Source organism: Roseofilum halophilum BLCC-M91, from assembly GCF_030068445.1.
Lineage (GTDB): Bacteria > Cyanobacteriota > Cyanobacteriia > Cyanobacteriales > Desertifilaceae > Roseofilum > Roseofilum halophilum.
In genome coordinates this window covers 50,868-70,868 of sequence record NZ_JAQPOK010000004.1, presented here as the reverse complement: position 1 = coordinate 70,868, position 20,001 = coordinate 50,868, and the positions used below count along the sequence as shown (strand labels likewise).

14 protein-coding genes are annotated in these 20,001 nt (G+C 47.0%); 8 read left to right on the top strand and 6 right to left on the bottom strand.

Going from position 1 to position 20,001, the window contains the following annotated elements; all coding sequences use genetic code 11:
- Window positions 1–143: 143 nt before the first annotated feature.
- The 5 genes from adhE to PJF56_RS01010 form a co-directional block, all read right to left on the bottom strand.
- Window positions 144–2,816 (bottom strand): bifunctional acetaldehyde-CoA/alcohol dehydrogenase, encoded by a 2,673-nt coding sequence (gene adhE / locus PJF56_RS01030; protein WP_283760767.1) that lies wholly within the window; start codon window positions 2,814–2,816, stop codon window positions 144–146.
- A 232-nt stretch (window positions 2,817–3,048) separates the two neighbouring features.
- Window positions 3,049–3,381, bottom strand: a complete 333-nt coding sequence (gene petJ, locus PJF56_RS01025) for a cytochrome c6 PetJ (RefSeq protein WP_283760766.1) — start codon at window positions 3,379–3,381, stop codon at window positions 3,049–3,051.
- A gap of 111 nt (window positions 3,382–3,492) precedes the next feature.
- Window positions 3,493–5,310 (bottom strand): ribonuclease J, encoded by a 1,818-nt coding sequence (locus PJF56_RS01020; RefSeq protein ID WP_283760765.1) that lies wholly within the window; start codon window positions 5,308–5,310, stop codon window positions 3,493–3,495.
- A 172-nt stretch (window positions 5,311–5,482) separates the two neighbouring features.
- Window positions 5,483–6,367, bottom strand: coding sequence for a 4-hydroxy-tetrahydrodipicolinate synthase (gene dapA / locus PJF56_RS01015; protein ID WP_347179398.1), 885 nt, complete (start codon window positions 6,365–6,367; stop codon window positions 5,483–5,485).
- A gap of 59 nt (window positions 6,368–6,426) precedes the next feature.
- Entirely contained in the window at window positions 6,427–7,473 is a 1,047-nt protein-coding gene (locus tag PJF56_RS01010; protein WP_283760764.1) for an aspartate-semialdehyde dehydrogenase, read from the bottom strand.
- Between the two features lie 476 nt (window positions 7,474–7,949).
- Here PJF56_RS01010 and tig point away from each other — a divergent pair, with 476 nt between their 5' ends.
- The 8 genes from tig (at window position 7,950) to PJF56_RS00970 (ending at window position 19,078) form a co-directional block, all read left to right on the top strand.
- A complete protein-coding gene (gene tig, locus PJF56_RS01005; protein ID WP_347179404.1) occupies window positions 7,950–9,353 on the top strand; it encodes a trigger factor in 1,404 nt (467 codons plus the stop codon).
- 155 nt (window positions 9,354–9,508) lie between these two features.
- Window positions 9,509–10,195 (top strand): ATP-dependent Clp endopeptidase proteolytic subunit ClpP, encoded by a 687-nt coding sequence (gene clpP, locus PJF56_RS01000; RefSeq protein WP_347179403.1) that lies wholly within the window; start codon window positions 9,509–9,511, stop codon window positions 10,193–10,195.
- Between the two features lie 14 nt (window positions 10,196–10,209).
- Window positions 10,210–11,577 carry an ATP-dependent protease ATP-binding subunit ClpX gene (clpX, locus tag PJF56_RS00995; RefSeq protein WP_283760761.1) on the top strand — a complete coding sequence of 456 codons (1,368 nt, stop codon included), beginning with the start codon at window positions 10,210–10,212 and terminating at the stop codon, window positions 11,575–11,577.
- 9 nt (window positions 11,578–11,586) lie between these two features.
- A complete protein-coding gene (locus PJF56_RS00990; protein WP_283760760.1) occupies window positions 11,587–12,435 on the top strand; it encodes an alpha/beta fold hydrolase in 849 nt (282 codons plus the stop codon).
- A 245-nt stretch (window positions 12,436–12,680) separates the two neighbouring features.
- Window positions 12,681–13,808 carry an RNA-guided endonuclease InsQ/TnpB family protein gene (locus tag PJF56_RS00985; protein ID WP_283760759.1) on the top strand — a complete coding sequence of 376 codons (1,128 nt, stop codon included), beginning with the start codon at window positions 12,681–12,683 and terminating at the stop codon, window positions 13,806–13,808.
- Window positions 13,809–13,901: 93 nt separating this feature from the next.
- Window positions 13,902–15,293, top strand: a complete 1,392-nt coding sequence (locus PJF56_RS00980; protein ID WP_283760758.1) for a hypothetical protein — start codon at window positions 13,902–13,904, stop codon at window positions 15,291–15,293.
- Between the two features lie 44 nt (window positions 15,294–15,337).
- On the top strand, window positions 15,338–16,819 hold the full coding sequence (locus PJF56_RS00975; protein ID WP_283760757.1) for a methyl-accepting chemotaxis protein: 1,482 nt from the start codon (window positions 15,338–15,340) through the stop codon (window positions 16,817–16,819).
- Window positions 16,820–17,071: 252 nt separating this feature from the next.
- The gene (locus PJF56_RS00970) at window positions 17,072–19,078 is read left to right on the top strand and encodes a bifunctional diguanylate cyclase/phosphodiesterase (RefSeq protein WP_283760756.1); all 2,007 of its coding nucleotides are present in this window, start codon (window positions 17,072–17,074) and stop codon (window positions 19,076–19,078) included.
- Between the two features lie 2 nt (window positions 19,079–19,080).
- Here PJF56_RS00970 and PJF56_RS00965 read toward each other — a convergent pair whose 3' ends face one another.
- On the bottom strand, window positions 19,081–19,911 hold the full coding sequence (locus tag PJF56_RS00965; RefSeq protein ID WP_283760755.1) for an alpha/beta fold hydrolase: 831 nt from the start codon (window positions 19,909–19,911) through the stop codon (window positions 19,081–19,083).
- Window positions 19,912–20,001: the final 90 nt, after the last annotated feature.

The following is a 20,001-nucleotide window of genomic DNA, read 5'->3' as shown; positions in this document are numbered from 1 at the left end:
CGCGGTAATGGGTAATGGGTAATGGGTAATGGGAAAACCATTTTTTACGCTAGAGTGCCCATTCTTCAGGCTTTTCATGGGACAACACTCTCAAGGAACATTTCGATTACTGTACCTCATAACATCGAAAAACGCTGTAAGGTTTAATGGGCAACTTCGGTTAAAGTCTCCACAGGAGAAACCAAAGCCTTACCATTAGCCCCATTCACGCTCATATCCAAATTCCCGTGATAGGCATCAATCAACAGTTGCTTTAAGTCCGTAATTAAAGGATAGCGAGGATTTGCACCCGTACATTGATCGTCAAACGCCTGATCTGCTACCTGATCGATTTGGGCAAAAAATGCCCCTTCATCCTCCTTAATCACCTCCTTAATACTCGCAGGAATCTGCACCTTGCGCTTGAGATCTTCCACTGCTTGAATCAGCAGCGATACCTTCTCATCTTCCGTTTCTCCCCCTAAATTGAGGTAATCGGCAATCCGAGAATAGCGCCAGCGAGCATTGGGATATTTGTACTGAGAAAAGGTAGCTTGCTTAAACGGCGCATCCGTCGCGTTGTACCGAATCACATGGGAAATCATCAGCGCATTGGCTAACCCATGGGGAATCTGGAATGTTCCTCCCAACTGGTGGGCAATCGAGTGACAAATTCCCAGAAATCCATTGGCAAATGCCATTCCTGCCATGGTGGAAGCATAATGCATTTTTTCCCGTGCTTTGGGTGCATCCGCTCCTTTTTCGTATGCATCCGGTAGATATTTGAAAATTAAACGAATCGCTTCTAGGGCTAATCCGTTGGTGTACTCGGAAGCTAATACGGAAACATAGGCTTCCATGGCATGGGTTAGGGCATCAATGCCTCCAAAAGCGGTTAAACTCTTGGGCATATGCAACACCAACTCTGGATCGACGATCGCCATATTCGGCGTTAAGGCATAATCAGCCAAAGGATACTTAATATGATTGCGGCGATCGGTCACCACCGCAAACGGAGTCACCTCCGAACCCGTCCCCGAAGTCGTCGGAATCGCCACCATAATTGCCTTCTCACCCAAAGGCGGCAACTCATACACCCGCTTGCGGATATCCATAAACCGCATCGCCAACCCTTCAAACTCAATCTCCGGATGCTCATACAACAACCACATAATCTTCGCCGCATCCATGGGAGAACCCCCACCAATGGCAATAATCACATCCGGGTTAAACGTCTTCATCAACGTCAACCCCCGATTCACCGTATCCAAAGACGGATCGGGTTCCACATCATAGAACACATCGTACTTCAGGCCAATCTCCTCCAGCGCCTCCTCCAAAGCACTGGTAATGCCCAAATCATACAACGGCTTATCTGTGACAATAAACGCCCGCTCTTTGCCAGCCAACTCCCGAATCGCCACCGGCAGCGACCCATACTTAAAATACACCTTGGGCGGAATCCGGAACCAGAGCATATTTTCCCGACGCTCTGCCACCGTCTTAATATTCAACAAGTGCTTGGGTTCCACATTCTCACTAATGGAGTTTCCTCCCCAGGTTCCACATCCCAGAGTCAAAGATGGATCGAGCCGGAAATTGTAAATATCCCCGATCGCCCCCTGGGAAGATGGCGTATTAATCAATACCCGTGCCGCTTGCACCCGGTCTTCAAACCGCTTAATATGCTCCATATTCGAGGTCGCCGTATACAGCGCCGCCGTATGACCCCGACCCGCAAACGCCACCAAACCACGGGCTTTATCCACCGCATCCTCAAAATCTGTCGCCCGATACATCGCTAAAATCGGAGACAACTTTTCATAGGAAAACGGCTCTTCTGGGCCAATTTTTTCCACTTCCGCCAAAATCACCCGCGTCTGCTCCGGAACCGAAAACCCAGCGATTTCCGCCAATTTCTGCACCGGTTGCCCCACAATTTCCCCATTCAAGCGGCCATTGACCAACACCTTACTCGCTAGTTTTTCCCGCTCTTCTGGCGTGACAAAATAAGCGCCACGGGCCAGAAATTCTTCCCGCACTCGATCGTAAACTTCATCCTCCACAATCACCGATTGTTCGCTGGCGCAAATCATCCCATTATCAAACGTCTTACTCAAAATAATCGAAGACACCGCCATCTTAATATGGGCCGAAGCATCAATCAGCGCTGGCGTATTTCCAGCACCCACACCCAAAGACGGATTCCCCGAAGAATAAGCGGCTTTCACCATTCCCGGCCCGCCTGTCGCCAAAATCAGCTTAACATCAGGATGTTGCATCAAAGCCTGAGACAAAGGAACCGTCGGCTCATCAATCCAGCCAATAATATCCTCTGGCGCACCCGCTTCTACTGCTGCATCTAGAACAATTTTCGCCGCTTCAATCGTACATTTTTTCGCTCGTGGATGGGGGGAAAAGATAATCGCGTTTCGAGTTTTTAAGCTAATCAGCCCTTTGAATATAGCCGTTGACGTAGGATTCGTCGTGGGCACAATTCCCGCTAAAATACCCACCGGTTCGGCTATTTTCTGAAACCCAAAGGACTTATCCTCTTCAATTACCCCACAAGTATTTTCATTCTTATACTTATTATAAATGAATTCTGAAGCAAAATGATTCTTAATCACCTTATCTTCAGCCACTCCCATCCTCGTTTCTTCAACGGCCATTTTCGCTAAGGGAATCCGAGCCGCATTCGCCGCTAGAGCCGCTTTCTTGAAAATATGATTCACCTGCTCTTGACTATAGGTGGCATAGCGCACTTGGGCTGTTTTGACGCGGGAAATTAGGGCTTCTAGTTCTTCTAGGTTAGTAATCTTAGTTTGAGTGACCATAGACTTGCTCTCGTTCAATACTTCAATGGGAATTTCCCACAAGAATGCTACTTCTATTAACACCGGATCATCTTGGATTCGGGGGGATATCTTTAGGAAGTCTTAAGCTTTATGGAGACGTTACAGCGAAGGGCAACTGATTTAAGATACAGAAATAATTAGGGTTGAATAAATAATGCTTTTAAAATAGTAACAGGATGTTAATTCAAATTAACATCCTGTTGGGAAGGGATTACCAGCCTTTTTCAGCTTGTTCTAAAACATAGGCAGCAACATCTTCAATTTGTTGGTCGTTCAATTTACCCAAGAAACGAGGCATAGCCGCTTTCCCATTTTGTACCTGAGTAACAATTGCCTCTAGACTATTCATTCCATATTTGTCTAAATCAGCTTGACTCAAGGTTTTAGTCGGGTTAACCAAATTTTTGCCTCCAGCATGACAAGCGGCGCAGTTGGCAGAAAAGACCGCTTTACCTGCGGCTGCATCACCTGCTAGAGCAGGAGTGGGCAGAATAAAGGACAGGATGGCGATCGCCACAATGATCCAAGATAGCAATTTTTTCACAGTGTTCTCCGGTAATAACAACCTAACAGCATTCAAAATAAACGCAACCATTATACGGCAAGAGGGGAGTCTGCTAAAACCCCCCCTCTTGTTTCTGATGATTACGTTATCTTAAGACGCGACTTGAGCCGATCGCCGGGGACGAGTACGCCGATTTTTCAGGGGTACATCATCGGTTTTCGGAGCGGGTTTAGCGCCATTCTCCTGGGGCTTGAGATCCCCTGGAGGATCTTCGGGGGTTTGCATCAGTAACACCAGCAACGGATTACTCCGTAATTCCCTTCTCAGGAGTCGATTAATATCATGCTCAACCTGCCGTTGCAGTTGGTCAAAACTGACATCTAACTGTCCTTGTCCAAAACAACGGACAAACTCTGACCAACGATTATCTAACGTGGTTTGCATCGATTGGGCGATCGCATCTTCTAAATATCGCTGTTTCAGAGACGTAACCACACCCCGTAAATGCACCAGGGGACGGTTAACCAACTTACCATCCCAATTCACACTAGCAGCCACCGTAATCACCCCGTCTTCAGCCAACTGCTGCCTATCTTTCAGGGCTTGTTCATGGAGAATACCGGCATTATCCACCAGAGCCACACCAGAGGAAACTTTACCCGCAATTTCAAGGGAATTGTCCGTCAGCTCGATCATATCGCCATTATCGACAATCACCATATTCTCTTCGGGAATCCCCATACTGCGAGCCGTTTGCCCATGTTTAATCAACATCCGATGTTCCCCATGAACCGGGATAAAGAACTTCGGACGAGTTAAAGCCAACATCAGCTTATGGTCTTCTTGACAGCCATGACCGGACACATGAATGCCTTGATTTTTACCATAGACCACATTCGCCCCTTGTTTCATCAATTGGTCGATGGTGTTCACCACCGCAATGGTGTTACCGGGAATCGGGTTGGCGGAGAATACGACCGTATCCCCCCGGCGAATTTTGACCTGGCGATGTTCTTGTTTGGCAATCCGGGTTAGAGCCGATAAGGGTTCCCCTTGAGATCCGGTCGTCAGAATCAGCACTTTTTCATCCGGCAAATTGCGAATGGCATTCAGGGGTTGCAGTAGCTCATCGGGACATTTCACATACCCCAAGTTGCGAGCATGGGCAATCACATTGAGCATGGAGCGCCCTAAAACCGAGACCACCCGATTATGTTTTTGCGCCAGTTGCAGAATAATATTCACCCGATGCACGGAAGAGGCAAAGGTGGTGACTAAAATCCGTCCCGCAGCTTGGGAAAATACCCGGTCGAGGTTGGGATAGGTGGAACTTTCCGATGGGGTAAATCCGGGGACTTCGGCGTTGGTGGAGTCACTCATCAGGCACAATACGCCTTTTTCTCCATGTTCGGCTAGTTTTTGTAGGTCAAAGAGTTCGCCATCGACGGGGGTATGATCGATTTTGAAGTCTCCAGAGTGGATAATCACACCCAGGGGAGTATGGATGGCAACGGTGAAACTGTCGGCCATGGAGTGGGTGTTGCGGATGAATTCCACGACGAAGTTTTTGCCCACCCGTACCATATCTCTGGGGCCGACGGTTTTCAATTCGGTACGCTCTCGGACTCCTGCTTCTTCCAGCTTCCCTCCGAGCAGGGCCATGGCTAACCGGGGCCCGTAAATCACGGGAATGTCAAACTGTTTGAGATGATAGGCAATACCGCCAATATGGTCTTCATGGCCGTGGGTGACGATCATGCCTTTGATGCGATCGCGATTTTCTCGTAAATAGGAGATATCGGGCAATACAATATTGACTCCATGCATCCCATCTGTAGGAAAGGCCAGTCCTGCATCCAACAACATAATTTCGTCTTCATATTCAAAGACGCAGGTATTTTTACCAATTTCGTGCAGACCTCCTAGGGGAATAATTTTGATCGCAGACTTTTGATTTTTTCTAACCATAATTTTCAGGATTTAGTGTGATAGATTCATGGGCTAGGTGTGCTTGCATATAGCCTTAAGTTTGAGCCAACGTCATAGAGAGTTGAAGCACTTCTTCCCCAAGGGATGGGGTCATATTCCTTCGGCTCAAATTCTGTTTTGGGGTTTTAACTTCTGTTACCAACCCAACCGTTCAGTTCAAACCCAACTGATTTAATACGGTTTTTAATTCTGCTTGAACGGAGTCTGGAGCTTCCACCAAGGGTAAACGCAGGGCTTGAACGGGCCATCCTTGAAGAGCCAGAGCTGCTTTAACCGGAATCGGGTTAGTGACCAGAAACAAGGCCTTAAACAGGGGAAATAGTTTTAAGTGAATGTTTGTTGCTGTTTGGGTTTTCCCCTGTTCAAAGCACTGAATCATTTCTTGCATGTCCTTACCTACCAAGTGAGAGGCCACGCTGACGACTCCATTGCCACCCACCGAGAGCATGGGTAAAGTCAGGGAATCATCTCCAGAATAAATGCCAAACTCAGAGGGAACCCATTGACGAATCCGACTGACTTGATCGAGTTTCCCACTGGCTTCTTTAATACCGACAATGTTGGAAATTTCTGCTAGACGGGCTACGGTTTCAGCAGGCATATTTTGCCCTGTCCGTCCAGGGATATTGTACAGCAAAAGAGCAATATCGGGGCAAGCTTCGGCGATCGCCTTAAAATGCTGATACAGTCCCTCGGCCGGGGGTTTATTGTAATAGGGAACCACCTGCAAAGAGCCATCTAAGCCCAAGGCCATCGCTTTTTGGGTCGCTGAAATCGCCTCTGAGGTCGAATTCGATCCCGTTCCGGCAATCACTTTGGCTCTTCCTGCAACCGCTTTTTGCACCACCTGGAATAATTCATGTTCTTCTTCCCAGGTTAACGTTGGAGACTCCCCCGTTGTACCACAGATCACTAGGCCATCGCTGCCATTGTCCACCAAATGAACCGCTAACTGTTCAGCACAGCCATAATTAACGCTACCGTCAGCCGCAAATGGCGTGATCATGGCCGTTAGCACTCGTCCAAAATAACTCACCCTTTCTATTCTCCTTTTTCTTTGATGCGCTTGATGATTATCCAGTTCACTTGACTAACTCATGACTTACTCAAGGCCACTTCACGGGGTTTGACCCAATCTTTTTCTGCCAACAGTTCCGCAATTTGAACCGCATTTAAGGCCGCTCCCTTACGAATTTGATCGCCACATAACCATAGCTCTAAACCGCAAGGATGGGATAAATCCTGGCGAATTCTACCCACCAGTACCTCATCTTTGCCAGTCACCTCCATAGGCATGGGGAAATAATTGGCACTCCAATCTTCTAGGAGTTTTACCCCTGGAGCCGTTTGCAAGACTTCCCGCGCTTTTTCGACGGGGAAGGGTTGGCTAAATTCTAGGTTAATGGCCTCCGAGTGGGCCCGGAGTACGGGAACCCGCACGCAGGTGGCGGAAACTCTCAAGTCTTGAGCCGAAAAGATTTTCCGAGTTTCATTGACCATTTTCATCTCTTCCTGACAATAGCCTTGGTCATTCAGGGGCGAATTGTGGGGAAAGAGATTAAAGGCTAGGGGGTAGGGAAACAGTTCTGTTTGGGGAGCTTGGCCATTGAGAATCTGTTGGGCTTGAACTTTCAATTCTTCCATGGCTCTGGCCCCGGCTCCACTGGCCGATTGATAGGTGGCCGCGATAATTCTCTGTATCGGTTGCACTTGATGCAGGGGCCAAATGGCTACCGTCATTAAGATTGTAGTGCAGTTGGGATTGGCAATGATTCCCTGATGGGTGGCGGCTGCTTCTGGATTGACTTCTGGAACCACTAAGGGCACTTCCGGAATCAGGCGAAAGGCACTGGAGTTATCAATGACCACTGCGCCTGCTGCCACCGCTTTCGGGGCCCAAGTTTTAGAGGTTGAACCTCCGGCTGAGGCTAAGACCATATCTACTTGGTCAAAACATCCCTCTGCCACCGGTTCAACGGGCAGAGTTTCTCCTTTAAAGGGTAAGGTTCGCCCGGCTGACCGGGGAGAGGCCAGCAGTTTTAGGCTCTCTAGGGGAAAATTTCGGCTCTCTAATAGCTGGAGCAACTCTGTACCGACTGCGCCGGTCGCTCCCAAGATGGCAACTCGATAGGATTTTGGCAAAAGGTGATCCTCCTTGGTCTTAAAACTTTAGGGTTTAGGTTGGGACTCTCTAGATTTTCTTAAAATTTTCTGAATCGGGTACGAGATCAATAATATATAGACCAAACTTTTAAGTTTTTTTTAGCATTAGAATTTAGCTTACAGCATTTTCCGCTCTTCTGATAACCGTTCGATTTTCTCAATCCTCTCTTCGAGCAGAGTGCATGGAATGCCTTAAAAATGGGGATTTCAAGGGAACAAACCGTTGCCCCATTACCAGCGCGGTTGGTACTATCTTCACAGATTCTAGCAGGTCAATGGCACTCTCAGCCAGTTTCTGTCGATCGCTTAAGACTTTCTTTGAGAAGTTTTTATCTTCCGTGGGGTTCAATTGTGAATCCCCTATTATATAATACCCTATGCGTGGTGTATCAGGAGCATTCTCATCCCCTTCACCACCCGTGGCTCAAGTCCCATTCAGTATACAGAATTTAGTGATGAAAGTTACCCAGGAAAAATTGCCCGCCAGTCAAATTGGCTTAGAAATTGAAGTGCCTGCCGAAACATCAAAGGCCGCCTATGAGCAGGTAATTAAGGACTTTAGCCGCTCGGCTAAACTTCCTGGGTTTCGGAAAGGGAAAATTCCTCGCCATGTGCTGATTCAACAACTCGGAAGTGAGAACCTCAAGGCAGCAGCCCTAGAGAAAGTGATCAAACAGTCTGTAGATGAGGCGATCGCCCAAGAAAAATTAGAAACCCTAGGCTCTCCCCAGCTTAAATCGGAATTTGATAGCCTGGTGAGCCAATTCAAGCCAGGGGAAGGCCTCACCTTTAAGGCGGCGGTGGATGTGCCCCCAGAGATAAAATTAGCCGAATATAAAGGTTTAAGCGTCAAAGCAGAGGAAATTAAACCCGATCCAGAAGCCGTCAGTAACGTACTCAAAGACGAACAACAGAAACGGGCGACCCTCATTCCAGTCGAAGACCGGCCGTGTCAGCTTGGAGATGTGGCTGTGGTCGATTTTGTGGGCCGTCGGCTCCCAGGAGAAGGAACTGAACCCGAAGAAATTCCGGGAGCGAGTGCTACAGATTTTCAGCTCGAAATGGAATCAGACCGATTTATCCCTGGCTTTATCGATGGCATTGTGGGAATGGAACAGGGAGAGTCCAAAACCATTGCCGTGAAGTTCCCAGACGAATATCCCCAAGAAGATATCGCCGGGCAACCGGCCGAGTTTGAAATTACCCTCAAAGAAATTAAGGAAAAGGAACTGCCTGAACTCGATGATGAGTTTGCTGAAGAAATTAGTGAATTTGAAACCCTAGAAGCCCTGAAAACCTCCTTAACCGAGCGGTTTGCCAAGGAAGCAGAAAACAAGACCAAAACCAATAAACATCAGGCCTTGGTGACAGCCCTGTTAGAGCAAGTTGAGGTGGAGCTACCCGAAACCCTGATAGAGGAAACCGTGACCCAGCAGTTAACCCAAATGGCCATGCAATTGGCCAATCAAGGGATTGATGTCAATCAACTGCTCACAGCCGATCGCCTTCCCCAATTGCGCCAAAATAGCCGCCCAGAAGCGATTAAAGCGCTAAAGGAATCCTTGGCGATCGCCGAAATTGCTAAAGAGCAATCCTTACAAGCCGATGAGTCAGAAATTCAGGCTAGAATAGAAGAAGTCTTAAAGACAGTTGAAGACCCCCAAGAAATTAACCGCGATCGTCTCAACGAAGCCGTAACAGAAGACCTGAATCGGGAAAAAGTGATGGAATGGCTAGAAGCCAATGGCACAGTTGAATTAGTCCCGGAAGGCACGCTCAAGGAACCCGAACCTAGCCCAGAGACCAGCCCAGACCCAGAGAGTGAAACCCAAGAGTCGGCAACCGATTCTCCGAGCTAATTCAACCCTCCCTCTCCCCCTGGAAGGCCAAAAAAGCCTAATATTTGTGCCATTTGCCGGCCAGAATGGGGGAGATTAAGGCATAATAAACCCAGAGGTCAATCAGCCTAATATATAAAATAAATTTGGAACTCAACGCCCTGAGAAACCCCATGATACTCCGATCCCAATCCCAGCATCGTTCGCCGGAAAGCTATAGCTCACAAGAGGTAATCTCCTCTAGACCCCAAGGTGTCATTCCCATGGTCGTGGAGCAGTCAGGTCGCGGAGAACGGGCCTTTGATATTTACTCTCGACTGTTGCGAGAGCGGATAATATTTTTGGGAACGGCGATCGATGATATGGTGGCTGATTCAGTAGTCGCCCAACTTTTGTTCTTAGAATCAGAAGACCCAGAAAAAGATATTCAACTCTATATTAACTCCCCAGGGGGGTCAGTGACGGCTGGCATGGCCATGTACGATACCATCCAGCAAATCCGGCCGGATGTAGTGACCATCTGTTATGGATTAGCCGCCAGCATGGGGGCATTTCTTCTGGCAACCGGAAGCCCTGGAAAACGGATGTCTTTACCCAACTCCCGGATCATGATCCACCAACCCTTGGGAGGAGCCCAGGGACAAGCGGTTGATATAGAAATTCAGGCCAGAGAAATTCTGTATCATAAGAGTACCTTAAATCAATTATTAGCCCATCACACGGGTCAACCTCTCGAACGCATCGCAGAAGATACAGAACGAGACTTTTTCATGTCGGCTGAGGAAGCAAAAAACTATGGTCTCATTGACCAAGTGATTGTCCAACCCCAGTCCCATCCATCTGACTCCAACCCCACTGTTTAATCAGAGGCCGCTATATGTCTAAATATGACTCCCATCTCAAATGTTCATTTTGTGGAAAATCCCAGGAACAAGTTCGGAAGTTAATCGCGGGCCCAGGGGTCTACATTTGCGATGAATGTGTGGAACTGTGTAATGAAATTCTGGATGAAGAGCTGTTTGACTCCAGTTCTACTGCGGCTCCTCCCAGCCCAAGACGGGGGGAACCGGCTCAGAAAAAACGGCGATCGCGCACAGCGAATTTAACCCTGGGTCAGATGCCTAAACCCAAAGAGATTAAACATTATCTCGACGATCATGTGATCGGCCAAGAAGAAGCCAAAAAAGTGCTATCGGTGGCCGTGTATAACCATTACAAGCGATTGAGTTTTATCCAGTCCAAGACCAACAGCGGAACCAATACCAATGGTGGAAAAACCGGTACAGACGATAATATAGAGCTGCACAAATCCAATATTTTGCTCGTTGGCCCCACCGGATGTGGTAAAACCCTACTGGCCCAAACCTTGGCAGAAATGCTAGATGTGCCGTTTGCTGTTGCCGATGCAACGACTCTCACGGAAGCGGGTTATGTGGGTGAGGATGTAGAAAATATTCTCCTGCGACTGTTGCAAGTGGCGGATTTTGATGTGGAAGAAGCCCAACGGGGAATCATCTACATTGATGAAATTGATAAAGTAGCCCGCAAGAGCGAAAATCCATCCATCACCCGCGATGTGTCCGGGGAAGGAGTGCAACAAGCTCTGCTGAAAATGCTCGAAGGCACGATCGCCAATGTTCCCCCCCAGGGAGGCCGTAAACACCCCTATCAAGATTGTATACAAATTGATACAAGTAATATTCTGTTTGTCTGTGGTGGAGCCTTCGTAGGTCTCGATAAAGTCGTGAGCCAACGGACAGGTAAAAAATCCATGGGCTTTATTCAACCGGGAGATAACCAAGCCAAGGAAAAACGGGCCGCCGATGTACTCAAGTCATTAGAGCCAGAAGATCTGGTCAAATTTGGTATGATTCCCGAATTTATTGGCCGGATTCCCGTGGTAGCAGTGGTCAATCCCTTGGATGAAGAAACTCTCAATTGTATCCTCACTCAACCGCGCAATGCCCTAGTTAAGCAGTATCAAAAACTGCTGAAGATGGATAACGTAGCTCTGGAGTTTCGCCCAGAAGCAACCGAAGCGATCGCCAGGGAAGCCTATCGCCGGAAAACGGGAGCCAGAGCCTTACGCGGTATCGTCGAAGAACTGATGTTAGAAGTCATGTACGAGCTGCCCTCGCGCAAAGATGTCACTCGCTGTGTGATTACCAAAGACATGGTAGAGAAGCGATCGACCGCCGAACTGCTGCTGCATCCCTCCTCCTTACCCAAACCTGAATCTGCCTAGTCCTCGATCATGCCAGAGATAACAGTCCGTGGGGTTAACCACTATTATCAGTGGATAACCACAACCCCTAGTGCATCCCTTCCCCAAAAACCTGTCCTGGTTTTCCTCCATGGTTGGGCCGGATCGGCTCGCTATTGGGAAAGCACAGCAGAAGCCTTTAAGGAAGACTTTGACTGTCTACTCTACGATCTGCGGGGGTTTGGACGTACCCGGCTGCCCCAAACGCCCCTAGGATTAAGTTACGCCCTCGAAGAATACGCAGAAGATCTCGCCCACCTGCTCAATCAACTGGGACTCAAACGGGTTTGGATTAACGCCCATTCTACGGGAGCTTCCATCGCCGTTCTTTTTGCCCAGAAGTATCCAGAACGCCTTGAAAAGCTGATTCTCACCTGTAGCGGCATCTTTGAATACGATCGCCCCTCCTTTGAAGCCTTCCATAAATTTGGCGGTTACGTGGTCAAATTCCGTCCCCCCTGGTTAGCCAAAATTCCCCTTGCCGATCGCTTCTTTATGGCACGGTTTCTCTGTCGCCCCATTCCCAACCAACAGCGCCAAGCGTTTCTCACCGACTTCTTGATCGCCGACTATGAAGCGGCTTTAGGAACTATTTATACTTCAGTGAGCGAACACATGGCCAAAACCATGCCCATCGCATTTTCCCAGCTCTCCATACCCGTTTTGCTGATCTCTGGGGAAAAAGACCAAATTATTCCCGCCCCCATGGGAAAAAAAGCCGCCGATTTAAATCCCAAGATTCGCTACCGCATGATTGACAAAACCGCCCACTTTCCCATGTTGGAAGATGCTCCGGTTTACCTATCCTGCGTGCGCGAGTTTATGGGGAATGGGGAATAGGGAATCAAGGGTTTGTTCCGATTACCGATTACCGAGATAATGGGTCTAAAGCCCCGTCCTTCTAGGACGGCTTTTCTTCCCTAAGTTTGTCGATCCAATCTTCAACCAACTGAGTCATTTTTTTGTCTCTTTGGACGGCAACCCTCCTAAGCTTCTCCATTCTGGTCTCGGATATGCGAATATTCAATCTAGAAGTCTTGATGTAGGCTACACAATGGCTACACATTCATGTAATCATAGTAAGCATGAAAACACTGAAGTTTAAGCTATACAGTCACAAGCGGAACCGATACCTCAAGCGCACAATCAATGCGTCTGGAGTGATTTGGAATCACGCGATAGCTCTCCACAAACGGTACTACCGGATGTGGAGTAAACACTTGAACTGCGCGAAACTTCAGAAACACATCGCTAAAGTGCGAAAGCGTAAACCGTTTTGGCAGTTGGTAGGTTCTCAGGCTGTTCAAGATATTTGCCAGCGGATTGAGAAAGCATATCAGTTGTTTTTCAAGCATCACAAAAAAGGAGTTAAGCCACCAGGATTCAAAAAGGTCAAAAAGTACAAGTCATTCACCCTGAAGCAAGCGGGCTATAAATTCCTTAATGGCGGCAGGGTAAAAATAGGGAGCAAGGTTTATCAATACTGGAATTCCAGAGAAATTGATGGAGATATCAAGACCCTGACGATTAAACGAACTCCGTTAGGAGAGCTGTTTATGTTCGTCACAGTAGAGCAATCTACCGACCATCAAATCGTTGCCGAGACGGGTAAGACCGCTGGCTTTGATTTCGGGTTGAAAACGTTCTTGACCTGCTCTGAAGGATTCAAGATTGAAAGCCCACAGTTCCTTAAGCAGTCACTCAATGAACTACGCAAAGCATCTCGTAACCACAGCCGCAAAAAGAAGGGGTCTAAGAATCGAGAACAAGCACGGCTCCACTTATGCAGAGTGCATGAGGATGTCGTAAATCGTAGGCAGGATTGGTTCTGGAAGTTGGCGCATAAACTCACAGATGAGTTGGATGTGTTGTACTTCGAGGATTTGAACCTTAAAGGAATGCAACGGCTATGGGGACGCAAGGTAAACGATCTGGCTTTTGGTGAGTTTCTACAAATCCTCCAGTGGGTTGCGAAAAAGAAGGGTAAGACTGTTGAGTTCATTAACCGATGGTTTCCTAGCTCGAAAACCTGCAACCACTGTGGTCATGTGCTTGAGAACCTGAGCCTAGATACTCGCTATTGGCGTTGCCCGTCATGCTCGAATCTAAACGACCGAGACGACAATGCCGCTAAAAACATTAAGGCGGTTGGGGCATCAACCGCCATTCCGGAAGGCGACGTAAGACGGGCTTTGCCTGCTGTTGCTGCTTGACCGGGGAATCCTCGCGCCTTTAGGCCGAGGAGTATGTCAACCAAAAGTTCGGTATCCTGTAATTAGTTTTCCCTGTTATTCTCTGGCTAATCCATGAACGAAGAGCATACACCCACCTCCCCTTTCGAGTCTCCTAAGTACGAGCCAACTGCGGACTCTGTGGCAGATAAGCCACCCACAGAACCGGAGGCGATCGCTGCTGAGGCAGTCAACCCAGAAACCGATGGCGCTGAGTTTACCAATGTTTCCGTAGAATTGAAACTTGACGCGATTACCCATGATAGCCTCAACTGGCAAGAAATTGAAGAATCGGTGAATGAATGTATTGCTCCAGAGGTCTTAGACGCTCTACAACAGGAAATGGAGCAAGTCTTACATAAGAATGTGGCTCTGCTCGATCGCATCAGTCAACTGGAAAACGCCCTAGGCCATTCTCAACATGCCCTACAAACCTATCAAGAGCGCCAACCAGCCACAGAAGCCCTTTTATCCCAACGTCTAGAAGAAATAAATACTCTGCAAGAAGAAAATAAACGGCTATCGCGGGAATTAGAACAATCCCGACAAAATAACCAACGGCAACAAATTTTAGTCGAAACCTTAAGCGAACAACTCGAAAGTACCCAAACTCAAACAGCGAGACTCGAACGAGATTGTGCGATCGCCCAACAGCGCTGTCACGAACAAGCCACCCAACTCAATCAACGGGATAAATTTTGCATTGACTTACAAACCCGTCTCCATCGTCAACAACGATATACCCTACAGTTCAAAAACGCCCTCGATCGCTGTTTAGAATTATCTCCCTCTCATCGAGAACAAATCCTGAATGAATCCCCAGAGACTCTCGACCCCAAATTAACCAAAATTGAACCGGGATTAACCCCCAAAGTGGTGGCGATTCAACCTTGGTCAATCAATCAATGGCAAGATACGTTACCAGAAACCGATCTCTGCGATCCTAGACCCGAGGCGATCGACACTACAGAGACACAAACAGAGCATCCAGAAACCCGACCTCTAGAGTCGCCAGAATCTGCAAATCGTCCTCACTTGAAACTATTCAAACCGGAAGAGTCCTCGCCCTCAAACCCAGAAATGGCGGCATCCCCTAGTCCTGCCATCGAGACTCTCCAGGATGCTCCCTCACAAGAGTTAGAACTGTTAGAAGACCCAGAGGACTTAGAACCCGAACCTCCCTCCTTTAGTGCCGAATTTGACGATTCAGAGGAGAGTTTCATGGAGCCAGAAGAGGCACAAGAGGAAGAGACACAAGAGCAAGAAGAGGTTCAATCCACCTTTGAAGAATCAAAACCAGCAGAGGATCTGCCGGTTGAAGAGCTTCCCCTAGGCTCTGAGTCATCGGAGGTTCCGGTTAATCTTCCCCAAGGCAATTGGCCCTCGCCCTTAGTGTATCCCCTGCGCCCCCCGAAAAAGCGCAAATCCTTAGCGGCGATCGATTTGCCCTCTTTTCCCCGTCCATAAATCAAACATCCGTTTCAGGAGAGAAGATAAACGGAATTGAATTAATGAAAATTAGCACTCGCTTAACTTTAAGTTATGGCTTAATGACAGGTTTAGTGATTGGCACGAGTCTCTATAACCTGTTTAGCATGAACCGTCTGGCTCAATTAACAACTGAACTTTATGAGCATCCGTATACTGTAAGTACCTCAGTTTTGCGGGTGGAGTCAGGGATTGTTAAAATGCATCGCTCGATGAAAGATGTCGCCTTAGCAAAGACTCCCCAGGGGATTAACCAAGCTCGCACCCAAGTGGATCGGTATGAGCGGCAAGTTTATGCAGAGTTCGATCGAATCACTCAGCAATTTTTAGGCGATCCCCAACAAATTTATGAGGCTCGACAAAAGTTTTCTAATTGGAAACCGATTCGGGATGAAGTGATTCAATTAATGCAAGCGGGACAAGCTGAAGAAGCGGCTAATATTACCCAGGAAAAGGGAGCTGATTATGTGGAGTCTCTTCTAAGAGATGTGCAAGAAATCATTGACTTTGCAGAGAACAAAGCCCAAGAGTTTTTAGGAGAAGTCAAAACAGCGCGATCGCAGGTGCTTAGAAATACGTCGATCTTATTGGTTGTTTTTGCTTTTTCTAGTATTGTTGTCGGGGGCATCATTACTAACTCCATTGGCCGTTCTCTGGCGGAAGCAATCGAGATCAATGAGCAATTATCTAAGGGAAATTTACAGACTAAGATTGAGGTCAATAGCCAGGATGAGATTGGCCAATTAATGAATTCGATTGAACGTATGGTCGAGAATTTTAAGTCCACTCTCTTACAAGTTCAAACGGTGAGTAATACCTTAGCGATCGGTAGCCAAAGGATGAAAGAGCGGGCGATGAATATGGCTTTGGGGGCAACGGAGCAAACGGCTTCAACAGAAGAAGCGTCTACGTCTATTCATAATATGGTTGACTCTATTCGTGAGACTACTCGCCATGCTTCGGAAACCTTAAGTTTAGCCTCGAAAGCGTCTGGTGATGCCCAAGAAACTCGTGAGTCTATGTTAGCAGCACTAGAGGTGATGAAAGCGATTGCGGAAAAGATTGGGGTGGTGGAAGAAATTGCCCTACAAACCACTGTTTTAGCTCTAAATTCGAGTATTGAAGCGTCGCGATCGCAGGAATCGGAACAAGACTTTAGTGTGGTGGCGGCTGAAGTGCGACGGTTAGCAACTCGCTCCCGCAATGCAGCCTCGGAAATTAATCAATTAGCGAGTTCCAGTCTGATCGGTATTGCCAAAGCAGAAACTTTGCTCGATCGGTTATTTTCTGGTATTGAAAGTACCAATCAATTAGTGGAAAAGATTAGCTGGTTTAGCAACGATCAATTACAAGGTTCAAATCAGATTAATCAAGCGATTGTGAAGTTAGATGAAGTGACCCAACAAAATTCTCAGTTGGCCAACGATCTCTCCGAACTCTCCCAAGACTTAGCCGAGCAAGCAGAAGATTTAAAAGAAATGATTAGCTTTTTCAAGGTGGGTTAATTTATAATTATGGGTCATGAGATCCAAGGATGACTAAGTTCAGGAAATCTCTAGGATAAGATTGTAGCGATCGCTATTAGTCTCTGGTCAGCACCCCGCTCTAAAGAGACGGGGCTTCAAGCCTCGTTAATTTAGGTGATGTTGGGTTATTTTGCTCTGCATAGGCTCACAGTTGGTTGTCCACTGGCTATGAGCGATCGCCAACGATAGTCCCTTAGATTGTTTTCAGTAATATACCTCCCCAAAGCTTCTATGCTCGATCCTGAATATCACATTAGTCTTCTTCAAGGAGTGACTCAAGCAAGCCATTGCTTGCTCACCCTTTCGGATCGCCATGAAGCGATACATCAGGCTTTAGCTCATGTCGGACAAGCTCTGGCGGTTGATCGGGTTTATATTTTCCAGAATCATAGCGATCCGGTTACCCAGTCTTTATTAGCCAGTCAATGGTGGGAATGGACTCCAGAATGGATCTCTCTTCCGTTTAATAATCTAGAATTACAAAACTTATCTTACACTACGGTGCTGCGGCGCTGGTATGATTACCTTTCCCAGGGCAAACCGATTACCGGTTATCCAGATGAGCTGCCAGAATGGGAAAAGCAGTTATTAGGCGATCGCCAAGTTTGTTCTCTGTTGGTGCTGCCGATCTTTGTGGATGGAGAATTTTGGGGCTTTATCGAGTGTGATGATTGTCAAACCCATCGCCCATGGACAGCAGAAGAAATCGGAATTTTAACCACCCTTGCCGGTAGTTTTGGGGGAGCGATCGCTCACCATCGCGCTCAAACCGAACTCAATCACATTCAAACTCAACTCGAAGCAGCCATTGAGGAGCGGACGTTTAAGCTCAGAGCAGCCGTGAAACAACTGCAAGGGGAAATCAACAAGAAAGAAAAAATTGCCACTCAACTGCGCTATAACGCCTACCACGATCCCCTCACTGGCTTAGGCAACCGTGCCCTGTTTATGGAGCATTTACAAACAGCGATCGACCAAGCTCAAGCCTCTGAAGACTATCAATTTGCCATCTTATTTTTAGATCTCGACCGTTTCAAAGTAGTTAATGATACTCTGGGTCATACCCTCGGCGATCTGCTCCTGATTGAATTATCCCAACGCCTGAATCAGATTTTACAACAACAAACCCATTTAGCGATCGAACAGGGTCTCATTTCCCATTTAGGCAGTGATGAATTTGCTATTCTTTTAGCCCCTCTCTCAGACCTTTCCCAAGCCAATCAATTAGCCGAAACCATTCATCAAGAGATGAACCATCCCTTTGTTGTCGATGGTCATGAAATTCTTACCACGGTTAGTATTGGCATTGCTCTGAGTTCTACCGGTTATCAACGACCGGAACAAGTGCTTCGGGATGCAGATATTGTCATGTATCATGCCAAATCTAAAGGACGCGCTCGCTATGAAGTTTTTGATTTAGAAACTCATACACGAGTCATGGCTCAATTGCAACTCGAAAACGATCTCCGTCGTGCTGTTCAATTCCTAGAAAGTCCGGATACCCTCAAACATAATCAATTTATTGTCTATTATCAACCCATCACCTGCTTAAAAACCGGCTTAATTGCTGGATTTGAAGCCCTATTACGCTGGCAGCATCCACAATTAGGCATGGTCTCACCCGTGCAGTTTATTCCCATTGCCGAAGAAACCGGATTAATTGCTTTACTCGGCCAATGGGTACTCGAAGAAGCCTGCCATCAATTACGGCTATGGGAAAGCTATGGCTACCATCGCTTAACCATGGCGGTTAATTTATCGGGTTGTCAGTTATCTAGACCCGATTTATTAGAAAAAATCGATCAAATTATTCATAAATCCCAGATTCATGCCGATCATTTGAAACTAGAGATTACAGAAAGTATGATCATCAACAATGCTGATTATGTTAAACAAGTATTAAGTCAATTAAAACAACGATCGATTAAACTCTGCATGGATGATTTTGGTACAGGCTATTCATCCTTAAGTTATTTACATCGATTTCCCTTAGATATTCTCAAAATTGATAAGTCCTTTGTGAGCAACATGGGCGAAGATGGAGAACACTCGGATATTGTTATGACAATTATTAATTTAGCTCATCACTTAAATATGGAAGTGATTGCTGAAGGAGTAGAAACATTGGGACAACTAAAAATATTGTCTGAACTGGGTTGTGAGTGGGGACAAGGTTACTTTTTCTCTCGCCCTATGGATGGGAAAAGGGCATTAAGTTTACTGGAAAATCAACTATAATATTAAATCCTTAAAAAATCACCTAAAACTAGGTTAAACGGTTCTGGCTCAACTAAAAAAGCCCAATGGTTACCAGGAACAGTTTCAATCCTTAAATTATGCAGATACGTTTGGTACGGTTTTAATTGCCAGTTCGTGCGATTGAGTCCTTTTTCTGGAGTAATCAATAAGGTGGGGACTTCTAGGGATTGGGTTAGTCCAGCCACTTGCATCACTTCTTTAAAAATCTCGTTGCGAGCAGCAATGGTGAATTTACTGCCCCAAGTTCCATCGTGTTTAGGTTCTATACTTTCTTGAAAAACTTGTTGTTGTAACTCACTCCATCCCCGATATTGTTTGAGGGTTTTGGCTTTGGTTTCGGCGGCTTCATGGCTGCTAAATGGGCCCATTCCTTGTAGGAAGGGGAGGACGCGATAGAGTAGGGGAAAAGTAACTGTAAAGAGACTGGGAATTCGATCGATAAAAAAGGGATCGACTAAGGTCATACTCCGAAAGCGTTTTGGGTTTTGACTAGCCCAGAGCGGTAGAAATTTGGCGGAAAAGGAATGACCGACAATATGGGCACTTTCCCATCCCAGATGCTCCATTAGGGCTTCTAGATCGGCAATCAGGTGATGAAAGGTATATCCAGTTTCGGGTTTATCACTTTCGCCATGGCCGCGCAAGTCGGGGGCAATACAATGGAAGTCTGGCCCTAGGGATGTGGCTAAACTTGACCAAACTAGGGCGTGATCGGCTAACCCATGCAATAATAAAATGGGTTCTTGTCCGCAATGCCATTGCAGGTAGGAAAGTTGCAGTCGATCGGTGGATAAGGTATGACGGATAGCCATAAAGCTCATGGATGAATACCGTAATTTCTTCTTGTATGGGGATAGGGTATAACGAGAAGGTGCGATCGCTATTTTGACTCTATCGCTATG

Bases quoted from the DNA above. Each gene is read 5' to 3' on its own strand.
- PJF56_RS00985 (WP_283760759.1), top strand. From the start codon at position 12,681: ATGAAAACACTGAAGTTTAAGCTATACAGTCACAAGCGGAACCGATAC.
- PJF56_RS00980 (WP_283760758.1), top strand. From the start codon at position 13,902: ATGAACGAAGAGCATACACCCACCTCCCCTTTCGAGTCTCCTAAGTAC.
- PJF56_RS00975 (WP_283760757.1), top strand. From the start codon at position 15,338: ATGAAAATTAGCACTCGCTTAACTTTAAGTTATGGCTTAATGACAGGT.
- PJF56_RS01020 (WP_283760765.1), bottom strand. From the start codon at position 5,310: ATGGTTAGAAAAAATCAAAAGTCTGCGATCAAAATTATTCCCCTAGGA.
- clpX (WP_283760761.1), top strand. From the start codon at position 10,210: ATGTCTAAATATGACTCCCATCTCAAATGTTCATTTTGTGGAAAATCC.
- tig (WP_347179404.1), top strand. From the start codon at position 7,950: ATGAAAGTTACCCAGGAAAAATTGCCCGCCAGTCAAATTGGCTTAGAA.
- PJF56_RS00965 (WP_283760755.1), bottom strand. From the start codon at position 19,911: ATGGCTATCCGTCATACCTTATCCACCGATCGACTGCAACTTTCCTAC.
- PJF56_RS00990 (WP_283760760.1), top strand. From the start codon at position 11,587: ATGCCAGAGATAACAGTCCGTGGGGTTAACCACTATTATCAGTGGATA.
- adhE (WP_283760767.1), bottom strand. From the start codon at position 2,816: ATGGTCACTCAAACTAAGATTACTAACCTAGAAGAACTAGAAGCCCTA.
- PJF56_RS00970 (WP_283760756.1), top strand. From the start codon at position 17,072: ATGCTCGATCCTGAATATCACATTAGTCTTCTTCAAGGAGTGACTCAA.